The sequence below is a fragment of the Methylomonas defluvii genome (assembly GCF_033949435.1).
GTDB classification, from domain to species: domain Bacteria; phylum Pseudomonadota; class Gammaproteobacteria; order Methylococcales; family Methylomonadaceae; genus Methylomonas; species Methylomonas defluvii.
The window spans coordinates 122,006-139,628 of sequence record NZ_JAXARY010000006.1 but is presented as its reverse complement, the minus strand read 5'-3'; the positions used below and the strand labels follow the sequence as shown (position 1 = coordinate 139,628).

The 17,623-nt window shown below is 51.9% G+C and carries 16 protein-coding genes; 9 read left to right on the top strand and 7 right to left on the bottom strand.

Features of this window, described 5'->3' with window-relative positions; translation table 11 throughout:
- Positions 1–49: 49 nt before the first annotated feature.
- Positions 50–1,162, bottom strand: coding sequence for an NADH:flavin oxidoreductase/NADH oxidase (locus QLH52_RS08515; RefSeq protein ID WP_319961238.1), 1,113 nt, complete (start codon positions 1,160–1,162; stop codon positions 50–52).
- Between the two features lie 226 nt (positions 1,163–1,388).
- Between QLH52_RS08515 and QLH52_RS08510 the strand changes: the two genes are divergently transcribed.
- The 5 genes from QLH52_RS08510 to QLH52_RS08490 all read left to right on the top strand — a co-directional run bounded on the left by QLH52_RS08510 (position 1,389) and on the right by QLH52_RS08490 (position 5,588).
- Complete coding sequence (locus tag QLH52_RS08510; RefSeq protein ID WP_346015197.1) at positions 1,389–2,627, top strand: glutamate-5-semialdehyde dehydrogenase; 1,239 nt, start codon at positions 1,389–1,391, stop codon at positions 2,625–2,627.
- Positions 2,627–3,268: a nicotinate-nucleotide adenylyltransferase gene (gene nadD, locus QLH52_RS08505; RefSeq protein WP_319961237.1), complete on the top strand. Its 642-nt coding sequence runs from the start codon at positions 2,627–2,629 to the stop codon at positions 3,266–3,268. Before QLH52_RS08510 ends, nadD begins: the two co-directional genes overlap by 1 nt.
- Positions 3,269–3,610: a ribosome silencing factor gene (rsfS, locus tag QLH52_RS08500; protein ID WP_033157031.1), complete on the top strand. Its 342-nt coding sequence runs from the start codon at positions 3,269–3,271 to the stop codon at positions 3,608–3,610.
- Between the two features lie 114 nt (positions 3,611–3,724).
- Positions 3,725–4,417, top strand: coding sequence for a hypothetical protein (locus QLH52_RS08495; protein WP_319961236.1), 693 nt, complete (start codon positions 3,725–3,727; stop codon positions 4,415–4,417).
- Positions 4,407–5,588, top strand: coding sequence for a flagella assembly protein FlgT middle domain-containing protein (locus QLH52_RS08490; RefSeq protein ID WP_319961235.1), 1,182 nt, complete (start codon positions 4,407–4,409; stop codon positions 5,586–5,588). The genes QLH52_RS08495 and QLH52_RS08490 overlap by 11 nt, the downstream gene beginning before the upstream one ends.
- On the opposite strand, the gene QLH52_RS08485 is transcribed toward QLH52_RS08490, so the two are convergent.
- Both QLH52_RS08485 and QLH52_RS08480 read right to left on the bottom strand, forming a co-directional pair.
- Positions 5,578–6,084, bottom strand: coding sequence for a glutathione peroxidase (locus tag QLH52_RS08485; protein ID WP_033157028.1), 507 nt, complete (start codon positions 6,082–6,084; stop codon positions 5,578–5,580). The genes QLH52_RS08490 and QLH52_RS08485 overlap by 11 nt on opposite strands.
- A gap of 293 nt (positions 6,085–6,377) precedes the next feature.
- Positions 6,378–7,073 carry a hypothetical protein gene (locus QLH52_RS08480; protein WP_319961234.1) on the bottom strand — a complete coding sequence of 232 codons (696 nt, stop codon included), beginning with the start codon at positions 7,071–7,073 and terminating at the stop codon, positions 6,378–6,380.
- 773 nt (positions 7,074–7,846) lie between these two features.
- On the opposite strand from QLH52_RS08480, the gene QLH52_RS08475 reads away from it, so the two are divergent.
- From QLH52_RS08475 to QLH52_RS08460, 4 genes are all read left to right on the top strand, one after another.
- Complete coding sequence (locus QLH52_RS08475; protein ID WP_319961233.1) at positions 7,847–8,554, top strand: PEP-CTERM sorting domain-containing protein; 708 nt, start codon at positions 7,847–7,849, stop codon at positions 8,552–8,554.
- A 283-nt stretch (positions 8,555–8,837) separates the two neighbouring features.
- Positions 8,838–10,655 carry a S8 family serine peptidase gene (locus QLH52_RS08470; RefSeq protein ID WP_319961231.1) on the top strand — a complete coding sequence of 606 codons (1,818 nt, stop codon included), beginning with the start codon at positions 8,838–8,840 and terminating at the stop codon, positions 10,653–10,655.
- Positions 10,656–10,875: 220 nt separating this feature from the next.
- Positions 10,876–12,663 carry a S8 family serine peptidase gene (locus QLH52_RS08465; RefSeq protein ID WP_319961230.1) on the top strand — a complete coding sequence of 596 codons (1,788 nt, stop codon included), beginning with the start codon at positions 10,876–10,878 and terminating at the stop codon, positions 12,661–12,663.
- 270 nt (positions 12,664–12,933) lie between these two features.
- On the top strand, positions 12,934–13,701 hold the full coding sequence (locus tag QLH52_RS08460) for an HAD family hydrolase (RefSeq protein WP_319961228.1): 768 nt from the start codon (positions 12,934–12,936) through the stop codon (positions 13,699–13,701).
- Between the two features lie 10 nt (positions 13,702–13,711).
- On the opposite strand, the gene QLH52_RS08455 is transcribed toward QLH52_RS08460, so the two are convergent.
- Genes QLH52_RS08455 through QLH52_RS08440 form a run of 4 tightly spaced genes read right to left on the bottom strand, consistent with a single transcriptional unit; the run spans position 13,712 to position 17,605 of the window.
- A complete protein-coding gene (locus QLH52_RS08455; RefSeq protein WP_319961227.1) occupies positions 13,712–14,893 on the bottom strand; it encodes a molybdenum ABC transporter ATP-binding protein in 1,182 nt (393 codons plus the stop codon).
- Between the two features lie 55 nt (positions 14,894–14,948).
- Entirely contained in the window at positions 14,949–15,377 is a 429-nt protein-coding gene (locus tag QLH52_RS08450) for a TOBE domain-containing protein (RefSeq protein ID WP_033157025.1), read from the bottom strand.
- A 57-nt stretch (positions 15,378–15,434) separates the two neighbouring features.
- Complete coding sequence (modA, locus tag QLH52_RS08445) at positions 15,435–16,205, bottom strand: molybdate ABC transporter substrate-binding protein (protein ID WP_319961226.1); 771 nt, start codon at positions 16,203–16,205, stop codon at positions 15,435–15,437.
- A 26-nt stretch (positions 16,206–16,231) separates the two neighbouring features.
- Positions 16,232–17,605: an alginate export family protein gene (locus tag QLH52_RS08440; RefSeq protein WP_319961225.1), complete on the bottom strand. Its 1,374-nt coding sequence runs from the start codon at positions 17,603–17,605 to the stop codon at positions 16,232–16,234.
- Positions 17,606–17,623: the final 18 nt, after the last annotated feature.

Sequence of the window (17,623 nt, the reverse complement as noted above, 5' to 3'; positions counted from 1 at the left end):
GGGCGAATTTATTATGTGACTGATTGACTTGGTTAAGCTATTCAAAGTCTTAGCGCTGCCGAAAGCGAATGTCGCCAAATAAAGCCTTTTGTTCGCGCGGCTGGCAGCGCCAGTATTGTGGCGGCGCTGCGACTTGCGCGCCCAGTTTGGCGGCGGCATGCCAGGGCCAGCGCGGATCGTAGAGTATGCCGCGCGCCAAACCCACCATATCAGCCTGGCCGTCGGCGACGATAGCTTCGGCGTCTTCCGTTTCCGTGATCAGGCCGACAGCGATGGTAGGCAGGCCGGTTGCGGCGCGGATGCTCGCCGCCAGCGGCACTTGGTAATGGGGGCCGACCGGGATTTTTTGCAAAGGCGATAGGCCGCCGCTGGAGACGTGGATAAATGCGCAGCCGCGTGCTTGCAAGGCTTTAGCAAAGATCACACTTTGCGCTAAGTCCCAGCCGCCGTCCACCCAATCGGTCGCGGAAATTCTTACGCCGATAGGCATTTGCATAGGCACGGCAGCCCGCATCGCGTCGAATACCGCCAACGGGAAACGCATCCGGTTTTCCAGCGAGCCGCCGTATTCGTCGTCACGCTGATTGGATAAGGGCGAGAGAAATTCGTGCAGCAAATAGCCGTGGGCGGCGTGTATCTCGATGGCATCGAGCCCTAGCTTATGCGCGCGCTTTGCCGCAGATACAAACGCCTGCACCATGCGTTGCAATCCGCTGGCATCGAGCGCAGTCGGCGCGGGGTCGTCCGGCATGAAAGCGAGTGCCGACGGTGCCACGGTCTGCCAGCCGCCCTGTTCGATATTGACTAGGCCACCGCCGTCCCAGGGTGCGGCGGTGGAGGCCTTGCGGCCGGCGTGCGCCAGCTGAATCGCTATGGGTATCTGCGAATATTGTCGCACCGCAGTTAACACCCGGGCCAAAGCGGCTTCGGTGTCGTCCGACCAGAGGCCGAGATCGGCCGGTGAGATGCGGCCTTCCGGCTCCACGGCCGTGGCTTCGATAATCAACAAGCCGGCGCCGGACATCGCCAAATTGCCCAGGTGCATTAAATGCCAATCGCTGGCTTCGCCGTTGACTGCCGAGTACTGACACATCGGCGCGATGACGATACGGTTGGGCAGCGTAACCGTGCCGAGGGAATACGGCGAAAAAAGCTGACTCATTTCAGGGTACCTTTGAATAAAGTGGGTGTTAATCCAGGGTTGCAGTCTACGAGCTCGGTTCTGGCTTGGCAATGGGAAGTGCTCGCATTTAAGCCTGTCGCGCAGGGTCGAATCTATGGCGGGAACGGGCGCTGAATTTGCCGCATTCGTTGTAACTTGGCCCGGCTTGCTATAATGCCGGCTTTTCCAATTCATCGGGTCGATAATTGTGGACGTTAAACAGTACATGCAGCAATTGGGGCAACAGGCCAGAGCGGCCGGCCGCGAGATCAGCAAGGCCGAGAGCGGGCGGAAAAATAGCGCTTTATTGAAAATTGCCGAGGCTATCGCCGCCGGTAGCGCCGAGATAGCCAGCGAAAACCGCAAAGACCTGGCAGCCGGCAAACAGAACGGTATGGATCCGGCGTCGCTGGATCGTCTGGAACTGACACCAGCCCGCATCCAAGCCATGATAGAAGGCCTGAAGCAGGTTGCCGCGCTGCCCGATCCGGTTGGGGAAATTACCAATCTTAACTATCAGCCCAGCGGGATTCAGGTGGGGCAAATGCGCGTGCCCTTGGGTGTGATCGGGATTATTTACGAATCGCGGCCTAACGTTACTGTCGATGCGGCGGCCTTGTGCTTGAAGTCGGGCAACGCCTGTATTTTACGTGGCGGTTCCGAGTCGATTCATTCCAATCGCGCGATTGCGGTGTGCATCGCCAGCGGTTTGGCGGCTGCCGGTTTGCCGCAGCAAGCGGTGCAAGTGGTGGAAACCACAGATAGGGCCGCAGTCGGCGAGCTGATTACGATGCAGGATTATGTTGACGTGATCGTGCCGCGTGGCGGCAAAAGCCTGATCGAACGGATTAGTGGCGAAGCCACCATCCCGGTCATCAAACATCTGGATGGTATTTGCCATGTCTACATCGACGGTAAGGCCGATCTTGATAAGGCCGTGGCGATAGCGATGAACGCGAAAACCCATCGTTACGGCGTTTGCAATGCGATGGAGACTTTGTTGGTGGCGGAAAGCATTGCCGCGACCGTGTTGCCGATTTTGGCCGAACAATATGCGGCCAAAAACGTGGAACTGCGCGGTTGCTTGAAAACCTGTTCCTTGATCAAAAACGCTGTACGCGCGACTGAAGAAGATTGGCATACCGAATATCTGGCGCCGATTTTGTCCATCAAGATTGTCGCCGACATCGACGAGGCGATAGCGCATATCAATACTTACAGCTCGGCTCATACCGAGGCCATCGTCACCGAGGATTACACCTTGGCGCGGCGCTTTTTGCGGGAAGTGGATTCCAGCTCGGTGATGGTCAATGCTTCTACCCGTTTTGCCGACGGCTTTGAATACGGTTTGGGTGCGGAGATTGGTATCAGCACCGACAAGTTGCACGCGCGCGGCCCGGTTGGCTTGCATGGTTTGACCTCGTTGAAATTTATCGTGTTGGGCGACGGGCATATCCGCCAATAATGATCGGGGTTTACGGCGGCACGTTTAATCCGGTCCATTACGGCCATTTGCGCACCGCGCTGGAAGTGAAAGAGCTGTTTGAATTGGAGCAGCTGCGCTTGATTCCTTGCCGGATGCCGGCGCACCGAGACGAACCCGACGTGCCGGCGCACCTGCGTTTGCAAATGCTGGAAGTCGCCGTCGCCGATACTCACGGCTTTAGCGTTGATCGGCGCGAGTTGGATAGGGCGGGGCCATCGTATATGGTGGATACGCTGCATTCCTTACGCAACGAAATGGGCGATACGCCTTTGCTGTTGTTTATCGGCGCCGATGCCTTTGCCGGTTTGGAGCGCTGGCATCAATGGCAACGTTTATTCGATTATGCGCACATCGTGGTGATGACTCGACCCGGCTATGCCGGATCGGCGCTATCGGCGTTTTTACAACAACGAATCGCCAAAGACCGAGCCCAATTAAGCCGGCAGAATGCAGGACTGTTAACCTTCCAGGAAGTCACCGCGCTGGCGATTTCCGCTACCGCAATCCGCGAACTGGTGGCGGCCGGACGCGATCCACAATTTTTACTGCCCGACCGGGTCATCGAATTGATTCGCAGGCATCATTTATATCAACCCCTCATTCATCACACAGGAAATTGAATGCAAACAGAAGCATTACTTAAGCTGGTCGAAACCGAGCTCGACGACCGCAAAGGCCTTAACATCAAGACTATCGATGTGCGTGGCAAAACCAGTATTACCGATTATATGGTCATTGCCACCGGTACCTCGTCTCGGCACGCCAAATCGCTGTGTGATTATGTAGTGGAAAAGGTCAAGGAGCAGGGGCAGCAGCCGCTAGGATTGGAAGGCGATCAAAGTTCCGATTGGATTTTGTTGGATTTGGGTGATGTGATCGTGCATGTGATGACCGGTCAGGCCCGCGAACTGTATCAGCTGGAAAAACTCTGGTCAGTGGCTGGCGACAAGACGCACGGTTAGTTTTTGCCGCGATTTGCTGAAAGCAATTTCAAGCGGCTCAAGGGCATAATTTGTCATCCGCCCTCAAGAAAAAGCCCAAGTAGTCGATGACTTAGGCGAGTAGGAGGAGGGGTTATGAAAGCGTTTAAGACAATCTGTTTGCTGTTGATCATGGCAGTCGCGACGGGGTGCGCGTCCGTGGGCGGTAAAAGTGCCGAGGCGCCGTCGCAGTCAGCCGGCAAAACCCTGCGCGCTAGCGGTTATAGCCGTTTCGACGATAGCGGCAAGCTGGCGGTCAATCAACGCTGGTTACAAGCGCAACAAGCTGCCAAACTGGATGCCTATCGCGGCTTGGCGGATTTGCTGTATCAAGAAAAATTGGGCAATCAAACCACGGTCGGCGCTCAAGTGATGCGTGACGAGGTCTACCGGGTTTATCTGGATAGTTATTTACGCGAAGCGCGTGCCGCCGATTATCGGACTGTCAGAGACAATTTAAAAACAACGCTGGAATTGCGTCTTAGCCCGCGTTTTTACCAATGTATGTCCGGCGATACCTATGTCGTTGGCCAGTGTCTGCAGGAAGATAATAAGCTGGCGTTTACGCGGTTGGGTTATAAAACAGCAACGGTGACCTCCGCCAACCTGGCCTGCGGGACACGCGATTGTAGCGATCAATATTATGTGGCAGGCTTTTCCAAAAAGCCCAATGTCGTAGACGATACCTTGCTTGAAGCCGGTCTTTACGACGTGGAATGGATTGCCAACACGGGTTTACGAACGATATTTCAGTATTTGTTGATCAACGGATTTTATAGTGCCTTATAAAAGCTTGCTAACAGTGTTACTGATCGCCTTGCTGGCTGCATGCAGCAGCGGCAATAGTAAGCGGCGCGGCGATGAGAATGGCGTTGCCGTGTCCGGCCACCAGGTTAGCGTGCAAGGCAGTGCACCAATCGTTGGCGGCGGTATCGAAGCAGCCCGTCGCGCTGCTATCGACGATGCGGTGCATCAGGCATCCTTGCAGCTCAAACGCAACAATAACTCGGCGATGCTGGTTAGTGATATTAAGGTGGTCGACGAATGGCAGGATGCCGATCTCTACCATGTGCAAGTGCTGGCTGTGTTGTCCGATAAGCAGCGTTGCGGTTCGCCGTATCGGAAGAAAATCGTCGCCACCGGCTTTCCGGTCATGAATGCCGATCAAATCAGCGGTACCGAAAGCCAGGATTTATACAGCGGCATCCCTAGGGAAATTAATAATCAGCTGATGGAAACCGGCGACTTTATCGGCCGTAATCTGACCAACACCTCTTTATATAGCCGGCCCGATATGGCACCGGAGATTCGCTTTGCCGAGGGTGGTGGTGAGTCGGTTATTCTGAATATTGCCAAGCAACAGAACGCGCAGTTCGTGTTATCGGGCGTGATTCGCGATTTTCGGGTGGAGTCTACAGAATACGTGCGTGGTAGCGGCGCTCTGGCGGATTTAAAATCGATGGTCAGGGATTTCGTGGCCCGCCGCAGCGTCGGGATTGACGTATTTGTTTACGACGGTTTTAGCGGTGCCTTGCTGTTTCAACATCGTTATACCGATTCCATCCTGGGCGACGTCTCGCTGCCGAGCGGCTATACGGTGGGTAGCGAGCGTTTCAACTCCACGTCGGCCGGTCACGCCATCAGCGAGATCATTCAGCAGGCCAGTGAAGATATTCACAAATTATTCGGCTGCTATCCCTTTACCACCCGGGTGATACAAGCCGGCAACAACCGGATCGTGATTGCCGCCGGCGCCCAGGATAAAATCAGAGTTGGTGATAAGCTGATGATTTATTCGGCGTCCGCCGGTGGTACGGCGGGAGCGGGTTTGGGTGAGTCGCAAGGTATCTTGACGATAACCGACGTTAGTGCTGCTACGGCGGCGGGTACTCTTGATTCTTCGGCGGTTGCCGGTACAGTAAGGCCGGGCGACTGGGTGAAAAGTTTTGCTACGCCTTAACGGGGGCGTCGCTCAAACTCAGTAAGCGTTCTATGTCTTTACTGATACCTGCCGGCGTGTCTATCGGCGCATAGCGTTTAAAAACCTTGCCATCTCGGCCGACCAGAAATTTACTGAAATTCCATTTAATGGCATTTAAACCCAGGATGCCCGGGGCTGAGGTTTTCAAATACTCGAACAGCGGATGTGCGTGGTTACCGTTGACGTCGATTTTTTCGAACATGGGGAAGCTAACGCCATAGTTCAGTTCGCAAAAGCTGGCAATTTCTTGGCTATCGCCTGGTTCCTGCTGGCCGAATTGATTACACGGAAACCCCAGGATCACTAAGCCGCGGCTTTTATAGGTCTGGTACAGCGCTTCCAATCCACGGAACTGCGGGGTAAAGCCGCATCGACTGGCGGTGTTGACGATTAGCAGCACTTTTCCGCGGTAATCTGCCAAAGCGACAGTTTCGCCGTTAATGTTAGTAGCCGAGAATTGGTATATGTCATTCATGCTGATGCCGGTCAGTTATCGAATTACTTGTGCTTGTGGTAAACGTTGGGATGGCGCTTCTTAAAGTCTATGTATCCCCATCAAGATGCATAGACAAACATTCGCGCAGCATACCGTTATTCATCGGATTGTCAAAAATCTGTAGCGCCAACATACCCATATTTGCTGGGGGCTTACCAGGAAGTTTAATGGGCTTTGAAGGTATACCGCCTAGGCAACTCTTTCGCGGGACGACCGCCCATAGCGTCCTGGCGTATGGGCGGCTGTTGAAACCTGCCGAGATTTCTCAGTGCCTATTGTGAGGCTAGCCGTTGTTGCAGTTTGGTTTGCAGTAAGCTGTCATAGTGACGTTTCAACACCGAGTCGGTAGGCGGTGTTGGCAATTCGGCTGCAATTTCGCGGCGTAATTGCTCAAGGTCCTGCGTCTGCACTGACGAATCTTCAGGCCGAACCGCTTCTACAGGGCTGGCTGGCTGGGCCGCAGCTTCCGGCTGGGAGGGCGCTGATTCGTCCACCGCTTGTGAATGCTGAGGCGATGCGATTTTGTGCAGCGTTTCGTAGTGACGGCGCAGCACGGAGTCGGTGGGATAGGGATTGCTGAGGGCCTCTTTCTCCGCTTGCAATGCTGCCAGATAATGGCGTTTTAATACTGAATCTTCCGGTATTGTGATTGCCGGCTCTTCTTTCGTCAGTGTACTCGGCTCTTCGGTAACTGCTGTGACGATTGGCGCCTGTGGCGCGGGTTCGGCAATTGGTTCAGGCGCTTGGATGGGAGGCTCTACCGGGGTCTCGATTTCTTGCGCTATTGGAGTGGTTGGCGACGCGGTATTCGGTTGCGAAGGGGAATTGGCTGCACGGGAAGCAGTTGGTTGAGGTGGTGTCGCCTGTTTGTTCTCCGGCGTCTTGCCGATGGGCTTGAGTTTTAGTTTGCCTTTCCAGACCAGCCAACCGACTACTGCCAGCCCTAAGATTACCAGAAGTTCTATCATGATTTGTCCCCCTCAATATTGTTATTAATCCAAAACTAACTAACACCTACAGCGTTACCGATTGGCTTTCTAGGCATAGCTTCCGCGGCTTGTATTCCAAAGCATGATGGAAGCGCTACGATTAAATCGCAGCGCTTTATACCATAGATCGTTGAAATAGTTGATTTGTCGAGTCGCAAGGCCCGCGCTTGGGCAGCACTAGCCAAGGCGCATTCTCCCAGGTAGGTTTTCTGTATTAAAAAAACGAAGTTTCAATTTTTCGATTGGGTCAATTGATCATGACTGGCAAAACATTCAACAGCGCAAGTGTTTTGTCAGTTTTTTTTACAGGCAAAAATGCTGAATTTCCAAATGAAAATTGTGGTTCGGGGTATTGTTAAATTTTTATGACAATGCGTCGGGATTTTTTCCTGAAATTGCTTTGTAAAAGCGCTCTGGCGTTGGATTTGCAAAAAAATCTTTAATGAAAATCCCTGGGGAAAAACCGATTAAGTTGATGCCACGACGCAGTTTTTCTTAAGTTGATGCTCAGGTAGGTTTGAATTGTAATGCACGATAATGTAAGCAAATGCTGACGTAAAAATTTACAGGTCGTGGTGGTTGAAATTGTTTCGATAGGATGATTTTTGTTTAAGCAATTGTTTTATAAATTTAAATTATTCTTGGCTTCTTATTTGCTTAATAATTGTATGATTTCGTGGCATGCCTAACGGAAACTTAACCAAAGAAAGTATTCAAAAGGATTGTACAGATTTTTATATTTAGGGGGAATTATGGAAACCAAAGCGATTAAACACATACTGTTGGCGGGATTTTTATCGTCAACCGCAATTTTCGGAGGAGGCGCTCAAGCGGCCTCATTTAGCGTAGCGGGTAGCCTAACAGGCGATCCAAGAACCGATAATCCGGATAACCTGTTCATCAACGTCGGCATAAATGTCCTTGACACTGTAGCTACTTGGACAGTGGATATCGCTTCGCCTCTGCATCCAAATGCAAAGCTCGATGAGTTTTATTTCAATCTGGGATCTTCGGTTAATGCTGCAAATGTTCTTTTTGGTGGGTTTTCGCCAGCGGGTTGGGTTATCAACAGTCCAGCATCGACACTAGGTGGAGGGAACTTCAATCCCACGTTTCTTTTTGAAGCTGTTGATCCGCCAGGTAACGGAAACAACGTCACTAATGCCGTGAATTTGTCGTTTACCGCAACCTTAAACCGTAATTGGACTTTGGATGACTTTTATTCCGCAGCAGCACTACAGAGCTCGGAAGCTACGTTACCTGCCGGTCAATTGGGTGCGCATTTGCAATCACTAAGTACGGCGGGTTGTGCAGGTTGCTCGGATAGTGGCTTCCTGATCGGTAACTATACACGCGACGGCGGTGGCGGTGGTCAAGGCAGCGTGCCCGAGCCAAGCGTTTTAGCTTTGCTGGGCATGGGCTTGTTGGGCATGGGTTTGTCACGTAAAAGCAAAGTCTGATTGTCCGATTTGTTTACACACCTAAAAAACGCCGGTTAAACCGGCGTTTTTTTTTCCAGAAATTGTCTGGTAGCTTTAGCAACAGGTGTTACCCCATTGTTGTTATGGTGATTCTGAAAGCAAAGTCACAGTAATGGCAGCCCAGTTTTTTTAGACTTTCTTCCAAGCAGAAAGCTGATTCATAACATTCAAATTAGCTTACGTTCAGAAAGCCTCAAGGCAAGAAGCCAAGGATGAGGTGTTTAAGATTTGGACATTCAAAATAAAAACGAGGGGAACAGTCATGAACAAAAAAAATTTATACATCACTTTAGGCGTTGCGTTGCTGGCAGTGCCTGCAATCATTTATCTTGATAAATACTTGCTCGACCAGGAAATTTTGCTAATAAACCAGGATATGCAACAGTTGCCAGCCTCCGCTGGTAACGTCGCCAAAACCTGGAAACCAGGGCAAATTTTAGTTAAACCCAATGCCGGTTTGTCGGATGCGGAGTTTGAAAAAATTCTGCGTGGCAATCAAGGTAAAAGCAGTGAAAAAATCGGTAATTTGCCGGTTCATATCGTTAGCGTTCCAGAGCAAGCGGAGGAAGCGGTGGTGCGGGCGCTATCAAAAAATCCCCATATCGAGTTCGCTGAGTTGGATATGGTTCAGCCCATGAGCACGACTACCCCGAATGATCCGAACTTTGCCGGGGCGTGGCATTTAGCAAAAATACAAATGCCTGGGGCTTGGGATGTTTCCAAAGCCGATGGTATTACGATAGCAGTATTGGATAGCGGTGTTGATGGTTCGCATCCGGATTTGGCCAATCATATGATTCCGGGTTGGAATGCTGTGGACGGCGGCTCAGATACCTCTGACATCAATGGTCATGGTACGGCTGTTGCCGGTACTGCAGCGGCTGTCACCGATAACGCTGTGGGGGTTGCCGGCGTGGCCTGGAATGCTAAAGTGATGCCGGTGAGGATTACTAACGATTCTACGGGATACGCTTATTGGAGTGATATAGCGCGGGGTTTGAGTTGGGCGGCAGATAATGGTGCCGATGTCGCGAATATTAGCTACGGTGTGAGTGCTAGTTCGGCCGTGTCATCGGCAGCGCAGTATATGAATGCCAAAGGCGGATTAGTGGTTGTTGCAGGCGCCAACGACGGAGTCGATCCCGGATATACCGATAATCCCTACATGATTTCTGTTTCAGCAAGCGATTGGAATGATGCGAAAGCCAGTTGGTCCAATTTTGGCGCCTTTATTGATGTCGCCGCTCCCGGCACTTCTATTGCCACCCTGCTCAGAGGTGGCGGATATGCCAATTGGAACGGAACTTCATTTTCTAGCCCGGTCACGGCGGGTGTGGTCGCGTTGATTCAAGCGGCAAATCCCAATTTGGTGCCTGCGGATGTTGAAAAAGTGCTAAAAGATTCTGCCGATAAAGTATCCGGCGTTAATTTTGATCCAAACTATGGCTATGGACGTATCAATGCTAACACCGCTGTGCAATTAGCGCTCAATACAGTGGCTAGAGATACTCTCGCGCCGACCGCTGCCATTTCATCTCCAACCGCTGGCGCTGTGGTAAGTGGTTTGGCCTCTGTGGCCGTTAATGCTAACGATAATGTCGCCGTAAGCCAGGTTTCATTTTACGCAGGCGGTAAATTGGTCGGAACAGATGGCACTGCGCCTTACACATTTAGTTGGGATTCCACGACTGTGGCAAACGGCAATATCAATTTAACGGCGGTGGCGACTGACTCTTCCGGAAACCAAGGTTCATCAAGCGCCGTGACTGTGAACGTACAAAATCAAACCACGGTAAGCACCACGGATCAAGCGGCGCCAACCGTGACTATTTCTAACCCGATTAACGGTGCGAAACTGAGTGGTAGCGTGGTGAGTATCTCTGCTGCTGCTAATGACGACGTTGCCGTCGCTAAAGTGCAGCTTTATATCGATAACAAGCTGGTGTCGTCTACGACTAACAAAACCTTGAGCTATAGCTGGAATGTCAAGAAAGTGGCTGCCGGCAGCCATTCGATAAAAGCGGTTGCCACCGATACCGCCAATAAAACCGGTACCGTCAGTATTCTCGTCAGTAAGTAGCCTTCGTATTCGGAAAACTGCCAACAGTTTTGTTGGCGGTATCGTAAAGGCAATAAAAAACAGGGGTGTATTCCGCCCCTGTTTTTTATTGTACAAGTCGGCTAAACAAATCCTTGCGAGACAACTCGCGTATGTTCCCCAGAAGTTTTAATGTGCTCTTAATAAAGTATTTGCCCTAAGCCTCTTACAATGGCCTCTTTGTTATATGAATGGGATTGTAATGTTAAGAGTTAAGGATGTTGTGGTTGTCAGTTTGTTCAGTTTGCCTACCGGATTTGCTTATGGGCAAGCTTTTCCGAATACCGCAACGAATTTACCAGCCGGCAAAACGTGGAAATCGGGACAGATTTTAGTTCAACCCAAGGCAGGGTTACCAAAAACCGAGTTTGAAAAAGTGCTTCATTTCAACGGCGGTAATATTGCAGAAAAGATCGGTAGTTCGGCTATTCATGTCATCAATGTCCCGGAAAATGCTGAAGTAGCTGTGGTGCGGGCCTTGTCAAAAAATCCCCATATCGAATTTGCCGAATTCGATATGGCTGTGCCATTGAGTGCTATTCCGAACGACCCACAATTTGCCAACGCCTGGCATTTGTCTAAAATTCAGAGCCCTAACGCATGGGATGTCTCAAAAGCAGACGGCATTACCATTGCGATACTTGATAGTGGGGTAGATGGGTCACATCCAGATTTAGCGGCACATATAGTGCCTGGCTGGAACGCGGTAGATAGTGGTTCGGTGACTACTGACATTAATGGACATGGTACTGCCGTGGCGGGTGCCGCCGCTGCTGTTACCAACAATGCCAGTGGTGTGGCAGGCGTAGCGTGGAACGCCAAAATCATGCCTATCAGAATTACAAATGATGCCAGTGGTTATGCCTATTGGAGTGATGTTGCACGAGGCTTGAGCTGGGCTGCGGATAATGGTGCTGATGTCGCTAACCTTAGCTATGCCGCAAGCGATAGTGCTGCAGTAGTCTCTGCTGCTCAATACATGCGCAGTAAAGGCGGTTTGGTATTGGTGGCTGCCGGCAATGATGGTTTGGACCCTGGGTTTGCAGATAATGTAAATCTGATTGCTGTTTCCGCTACAGATACCAACGATGTGAAAGCAAGCTTCTCGAATTTCGGTAAATACATTGATGTTGCCGCACCGGGCGTATCCATCGCGACGACCAATAAAGGCGGAACTTATGCTGCTTGGTACGGTACTTCGCTCGCCACTCCTGTTGCCGCTGGTGTTGTCGCACTGATTCAGGCAGCCAATCCCAAACTTACGCCTGACAATGTCGAGAAAATATTGAAAAGTTCTGCCGATAAGGTCTCCGGTGTTAATTTTGACTTGAACTACGGCTATGGGCGAATCAACGCGGCTAATGCAATAAAAACAGCTATCAATACCGTTTCAGTGGACACTCAAGCACCGACAGCGGCTATTATGTCGCCAAGTGCCGGTAGTGTGGTTAGTGGGTTGGCCTCTGTAGCGGTGTCCGCTAGCGATAATGTGTCCGTCAGCCAAGTCTCGCTTTTTGCCAATGGCAAGTTGGTCGGAACCGACGGTGTCGCGCCTTATCAATTTAGTTGGGATACCAGTAGTCTAGCCAATGGCAACGTTAGCCTAACTGCTGCCGCAATCGATTTGGCTGGCAATACGGGTTCATCTGCTGTCGTGGCTGTTAGCGTACAGAATCAAAATGCTACCGGCGGCACTACTGGCAATACAGCCACTGCTGATTTGATCGCACCCACGGTTAATATTTCTAACCCAGTGAACGGGGCTAAAGTCAGTGGTTTGGTCGCGGTTTCTGTTTCGGCAAAAGATAATGTCGCTGTTGCCAAGGTGCAGACTTATATCGATACCAAGTTGGTTGCTTCCACGACCAGCAGTAGTTTGAGTTATAACTGGAACGCCAAAAAAATCTCAGCAGGCAACCATGTTATCAAAGCGATTGCAACTGATACATCTGGTAATTCAGGCACTGTCAGTATACAGGTGACAAAATAAGCTTATCCGTCAGGGGATTCGTATCGCGTACTTCCGGCGCAATATTTGCTCAAACCTCAGGCAGACAGCAAAATCGACACAGTCCAGAATTGGACCAGTCAAAGGCGAGTGCAGGTAGTTACGCGACTGAATCACACTCGGCATCGACTCTAGTTTTGATAATTGCGAGTGGCACGATTCCTGGCGGGATTTGCGACGCAATCAAGATTATCCGCCGCGCCATCCGTTACAATAGTCGCCATCTTCCGTGAACCTTAGCTTCCCTTTCAAATGAACGATTCGATTATTTATGCACTGGATTTTGATGGCGTTGTCTGCGACAGTGCGGTAGAAACCGCGATCACCGGCTGGAAAGCCGGCACTACTATTTGGAAAGACATGCCTGACGCGGTACCGCAGGCTATCGTTGAGCAGTTTCGCGAAGTGCGACCGATTATCGAGACGGGTTACGAAGCTATTCTGATCATCCGCCTCATGTATTTGGGCAAAAGCACTGCCGCTATTTACGCCAACTACGCCGCTAAAGTGCAACGGATGCTGGATGAAATCCATTTAAGCATCGACGATTTGAAAAAGCTGTTCGGTGATACTCGCGACAATTGGATTGCTAGTGATCGTGCCGATTGGATAGCCAAGAATCCTTTGTATCCGGGGGTTGCGGAAAAATTGCGGCGCTTGGGCCAGAGGCATTTGTGGTGTGTGATTACGACCAAGCAAGAACGCTTCGTCAAGGAAATCCTCAGAGCCAACAACATTGAATTGGCCGACGAGAGGATTTTCGGGATGGACCGCAAGCTCAGCAAACCTGACGTTCTGAAAGGATTGAAAGCTCAGCATCCGGGCCAGCCGATTTATTTCACTGAGGATCGCCTACCGGCACTCGATGGGGTGCAAAAACATCCGGAGTTGGCGGATGTGAAATTATTCCTCGCCCTCTGGGGTTATAACCTTGCCGCAGACCATGCCGTTGCAGCGGGGCAAGCAATCGCGCTACAACAGTTAGATACTTTTCTCAGCGACAGTTTGGGTGCCGTTTAAACCGCCGAATTCAGTAGCGGTATTCCAAAACACTTTGGGTGTCGACGTCGGCATTGTTCAAATAATAGTAGCCGTCGCCGTGGCTGACAATGCGTTGGTAGGGTAGGGTGTCCATCTCGGCCAAATAAACGATGGCGTGAGTTTTAATCAGGCAATACACCACGTCGCCTTCCCGCAACGCCATGCTCTGACAGGCGCCCGGCGTAATTTCCACCAATAAAGTCCCCCCGCAATCGACTTGCACGATCAGGCTTTCGCCGCTGGGAATGATCGCGCAGATCCGGCCTTTCAGTTGATTCTGAATGGAGATGCCATCAATGTAGGCCCGAGACAGAGCGATGTCGTTGGCGCGTATCGATACCTGGCTGTGGCTGCCGATTGCAAACTGGGGGCGTAGAGGCAATGCCAGCGGCAGACCGAAACTGTCCGCCATACTGCAACCCGCCTTGACATCGTGACTGCGGATACTGATCGGCAAGATGTTGTCGATCTGGCGAATACCAAGGTAACGCAAGATACCTTGTTGTTTGGCCACTTCGCGCAAGGAGCCGCTGCGCAGCACCTGACCATGTTCCAGCACGATCAGCTGATCGGTCAATTCCAGAATCTCGCCCAGCGACTGGCTGGCATACAGTACCGGCAAGCCGAATTCGTCTTGCAGGCGTTTTAAAATCGGCAGCAGTTGCGAGCGGTAACCATGGCCGATGGCGGCCAAGGTTTCGTCCAACAGTAATAGTTTTGGCGATTTCAGCAGGGAACGGGCTAGCGCGACGCGCTGGCGCTCACCAACCGAGAGCCGTTCGATAGGCTGATCCAGGTTGGCGCCCAGTTCCAGTAAGTTGATTAGATAGTCCGGTTTGAATAGCCGACGCTGTTTTAGGGTTCGGTAATAAGTGGCGGTTAAATTGTCGCGCACGGTTTCGCCGGCGTCGGCGCAATCGATTTGCAATACAGCGCCTATCGGCCGTTGTTCGCGCGGCATTACGATGCCTTTGCGGCTGTCGAACAAAATCTTGCCGTCCAATGCGATATGCCCGCTTTGCGGCTGGATAGTGCCGGCGATCAAGCCCAGTAAGGTGCTTTTTCCGGCGCCGGATTGCCCGAACAGGCCAACGCTGATGTCGCCCACCGAACATTGCGTGCTGAGGTCGAAATGACCGCGACGCAGTTTGACATTCATTTCCAGCAGCATGACCACCTCCGGTGGTTAAAGCCAACCCGGCTTGGTGGCCGGGTCGCGCATTTTATTAGCCTTGCACGCCAAGAATCACCGCGCCGGCCTTGAATATTGCCGTGGCCGTTTGGCCTTTACGCAGCCCCAGGGTTTCCACGCTATCGTTGGTAACGGTAGCCGCAATTTTGTCGCCGCCGGGCAGGGCAATATCCACTTCGGTGTTGACCGCGCCGGGCTTGACGTCAGTTATCGTGCCTTCCAGCTGGTTGCGCGCCGAAATCCGGTAACCGCCGAAATCGGTGACGACGATCACTTGTGGCGCTTTAACCAACGCGATGACTTTCTTGCCGGTTTCGATGGCCAAGTTTTCAACGGATTCTTTGGTGATCGAGGCGACGATGGTTTCGCCGCCTTTTAAGCCAACATGTACCTCGGCGTTGACAGCACCGATGATGACTTGATTAACGGTGCCGGAAAATTGGTTACGTGCGCTGGTTTTCATAGTAATTCCTCGTGAAGTGTGGGGGGAGTCCGTCTCATAACGGTATTGCGTGGAAAATTAATTGACAGCCGGTAAGGCATAGCCGTATTTCTCGATGATCGCTAATGCCGACGGTGATTTTAGAAACGCCAGCAAAGCCTGCGCTGCCGGATTTTCGGCGCCGGTTTTCAGCAGCACCGCATCTTGCAGAATGGGAGTATGCAGATTTTTCGGGACGATCCAGCCGGAGCCCGAACCGATTTTGCCGTTTTCGATCACTTGCGATAAAGCCACAAAGCCCAGCTCGGCGTTGCCGGTACTGATAAATTGATGAGTTTGGGCGATGTTTTCGCCTTGCACGAATAAGGGTTGCAGTTTTTCCAATAAACCTTGGCTTTTCAGGACTTCCACTGCCGCTGCGCCGTAAGGTGCCAGTTTCGGATCAGCCAGAGCCAGATGTTTGAAGTCACCTTTGCTGAGAATTTGGCCTTGCTCGTCCACATAACTAGGGTTGCTGGACCACAGTACCAGCTTGCCGATGGCATACGTAAAGCGGGTGCCGGCCACCGCCAAACCGGATTGCTCCAGTTTCAGCGGGCTTTTGTCATCAGCCGATAGAAACACCTCAAACGGCGCGCCGTTCTCAAATTGGGCGACGAATTTGCCGGACGATCCGAAGGAAAGCTTGGCACTGTGGCCGCTGGCTTTTTCAAACGCCTCGGCGATTTCCGTCATTGGCTTGGTAAAGTTAGCCGCCACCGCGACTAAAGTCGTTTCGGCTTGCGCTATCGCGCTTAGCGCGGCCAGCGATAGGGCCAGAATAATTCGGTTTAAAGCGATAAACGACATGCTATTTCTCCTTAATGATAAAGCGTTTAAAACCGTAATTGGCTCTGCACGTAAACGTAATCGACGTCGTCTTTAACAGTCGGTGCCGACGGTGCGTTTTTGGCGAATTCGCCCTTGAACAAATGTGCCCAGCCGGTTTCGAAATTCAGGCTGCTGTTGAAATCCCAACGCGCAGTCAATTCCAATTGTTGGCCGATAAAATCGCCGCTACGGCCGCTGCTATCTTGCAAACCGGCCGCCGTCCAACTGTCTCTGGCCGATGCCAGCCAATAGAAACGGTGACTCAGTCCAAGCTGCACATCGCTGCGCGGCGCGGCGGCGATTCTGTAACCAGGCGTGCTGATATTGCTGCGGGCGAATGCGCCATACATACCCGTCGCGCCGAACTCGAAGCGCCGTGCGCCGTACAAGGTGTCGAAGCGTTGGTCTTGATTGTCGTTTGGGTTTTCGTCACCGCTGGCATAGTCGTATTCCAACGCAAAACGCGGTGACCAAGGGGCATCGAAGGTATAGCCGAAATCGGCATGTTGGTACCAGGCCGCGTGCTCCAAATCGCGGCCATTGCTGGCGGCAGTACTGGAACGGACGGTGCCTAGCTGGCCGATTGTTTCGGTTTGAAAGTCGAAATTGGCCTTCTTGGGTTTCAGGAAAAATCGCACACCGGGTGTGAAATAGCGGCGATTGCGGGTGGGGTTGCGGATGCTGTCGCCTTCGTCGAGATGATATAGATAAACTTCGCTGTTGACGCCCCAGGCCAAGTTGTACAGTTCCAAAAAGCCGCCGGAAAACCAGGTGTGGGTGTCTTCTTCGTCGAACTCGTGGACCTCGTTGAGAATATCAGCTGAAGCGGTCGGGTAGCGGTTGACCGGCATCGTTACAAAGCCGGTAAATTGCCATTGATCGTAATTCAGCAGCCGGAGTTTTACGCCGGTAAAACTGTTGATGTCGTTGCGCATCGCATTGCGGGCAATTAAGCGGCGACTGCCCAAGTTCAGCGTTTGCCGCCCCGCCACAATTTCAGCGCCGATGCCGCTGTAAAACAGGTTTTGATCTGCCCAGGCCAGATAACCTTGAATAAAGTCCGCTGCATCCGCGTGGGTGTTATTCACGCCGGAACCACTATCGGCGCCCAAGGCGCGTGCATCGAGAAATTCCGCACCTATCCTGAATTTAGCGATGTGCGCTTGTAGCCATAGTGCAGTTTGCAAGGCGATTTGCTGATCTCCGCCCCGGCCGTTGGCCTTGAAGTTGCCGTCCATTGTTTCGTAACGGGTGCGTTGCTCTACAGACGCATCCAGCCATTTTGGCAGATTTAGCGCATCGTGCAGATTCCAGACCGGCTTTTCGAATTTATCGTTGCCCAGCAGGGCGTCCTGCATCTGACTGGAAAATGCGGCCATGGGTGGCCTGCTGTAGGT

Bases quoted from the DNA above. Each gene is read 5' to 3' on its own strand.
- QLH52_RS08515 (WP_319961238.1), bottom strand. From the start codon at position 1,162: ATGAGTCAGCTTTTTTCGCCGTATTCCCTCGGCACGGTTACGCTGCCC.
- QLH52_RS08510 (WP_346015197.1), top strand. From the start codon at position 1,389: ATGCAGCAATTGGGGCAACAGGCCAGAGCGGCCGGCCGCGAGATCAGC.
- nadD (WP_319961237.1), top strand. From the start codon at position 2,627: ATGATCGGGGTTTACGGCGGCACGTTTAATCCGGTCCATTACGGCCAT.
- rsfS (WP_033157031.1), top strand. From the start codon at position 3,269: ATGCAAACAGAAGCATTACTTAAGCTGGTCGAAACCGAGCTCGACGAC.
- QLH52_RS08495 (WP_319961236.1), top strand. From the start codon at position 3,725: ATGAAAGCGTTTAAGACAATCTGTTTGCTGTTGATCATGGCAGTCGCG.
- QLH52_RS08485 (WP_033157028.1), bottom strand. From the start codon at position 6,084: ATGAATGACATATACCAATTCTCGGCTACTAACATTAACGGCGAAACT.
- QLH52_RS08480 (WP_319961234.1), bottom strand. From the start codon at position 7,073: ATGATAGAACTTCTGGTAATCTTAGGGCTGGCAGTAGTCGGTTGGCTG.
- QLH52_RS08475 (WP_319961233.1), top strand. From the start codon at position 7,847: ATGGAAACCAAAGCGATTAAACACATACTGTTGGCGGGATTTTTATCG.
- QLH52_RS08470 (WP_319961231.1), top strand. From the start codon at position 8,838: ATGAACAAAAAAAATTTATACATCACTTTAGGCGTTGCGTTGCTGGCA.
- QLH52_RS08465 (WP_319961230.1), top strand. From the start codon at position 10,876: ATGTTAAGAGTTAAGGATGTTGTGGTTGTCAGTTTGTTCAGTTTGCCT.
- QLH52_RS08460 (WP_319961228.1), top strand. From the start codon at position 12,934: ATGAACGATTCGATTATTTATGCACTGGATTTTGATGGCGTTGTCTGC.
- QLH52_RS08455 (WP_319961227.1), bottom strand. From the start codon at position 14,893: ATGCTGCTGGAAATGAATGTCAAACTGCGTCGCGGTCATTTCGACCTC.
- QLH52_RS08450 (WP_033157025.1), bottom strand. From the start codon at position 15,377: ATGAAAACCAGCGCACGTAACCAATTTTCCGGCACCGTTAATCAAGTC.
- modA (WP_319961226.1), bottom strand. From the start codon at position 16,205: ATGTCGTTTATCGCTTTAAACCGAATTATTCTGGCCCTATCGCTGGCC.
- QLH52_RS08440 (WP_319961225.1), bottom strand. From the start codon at position 17,605: ATGGCCGCATTTTCCAGTCAGATGCAGGACGCCCTGCTGGGCAACGAT.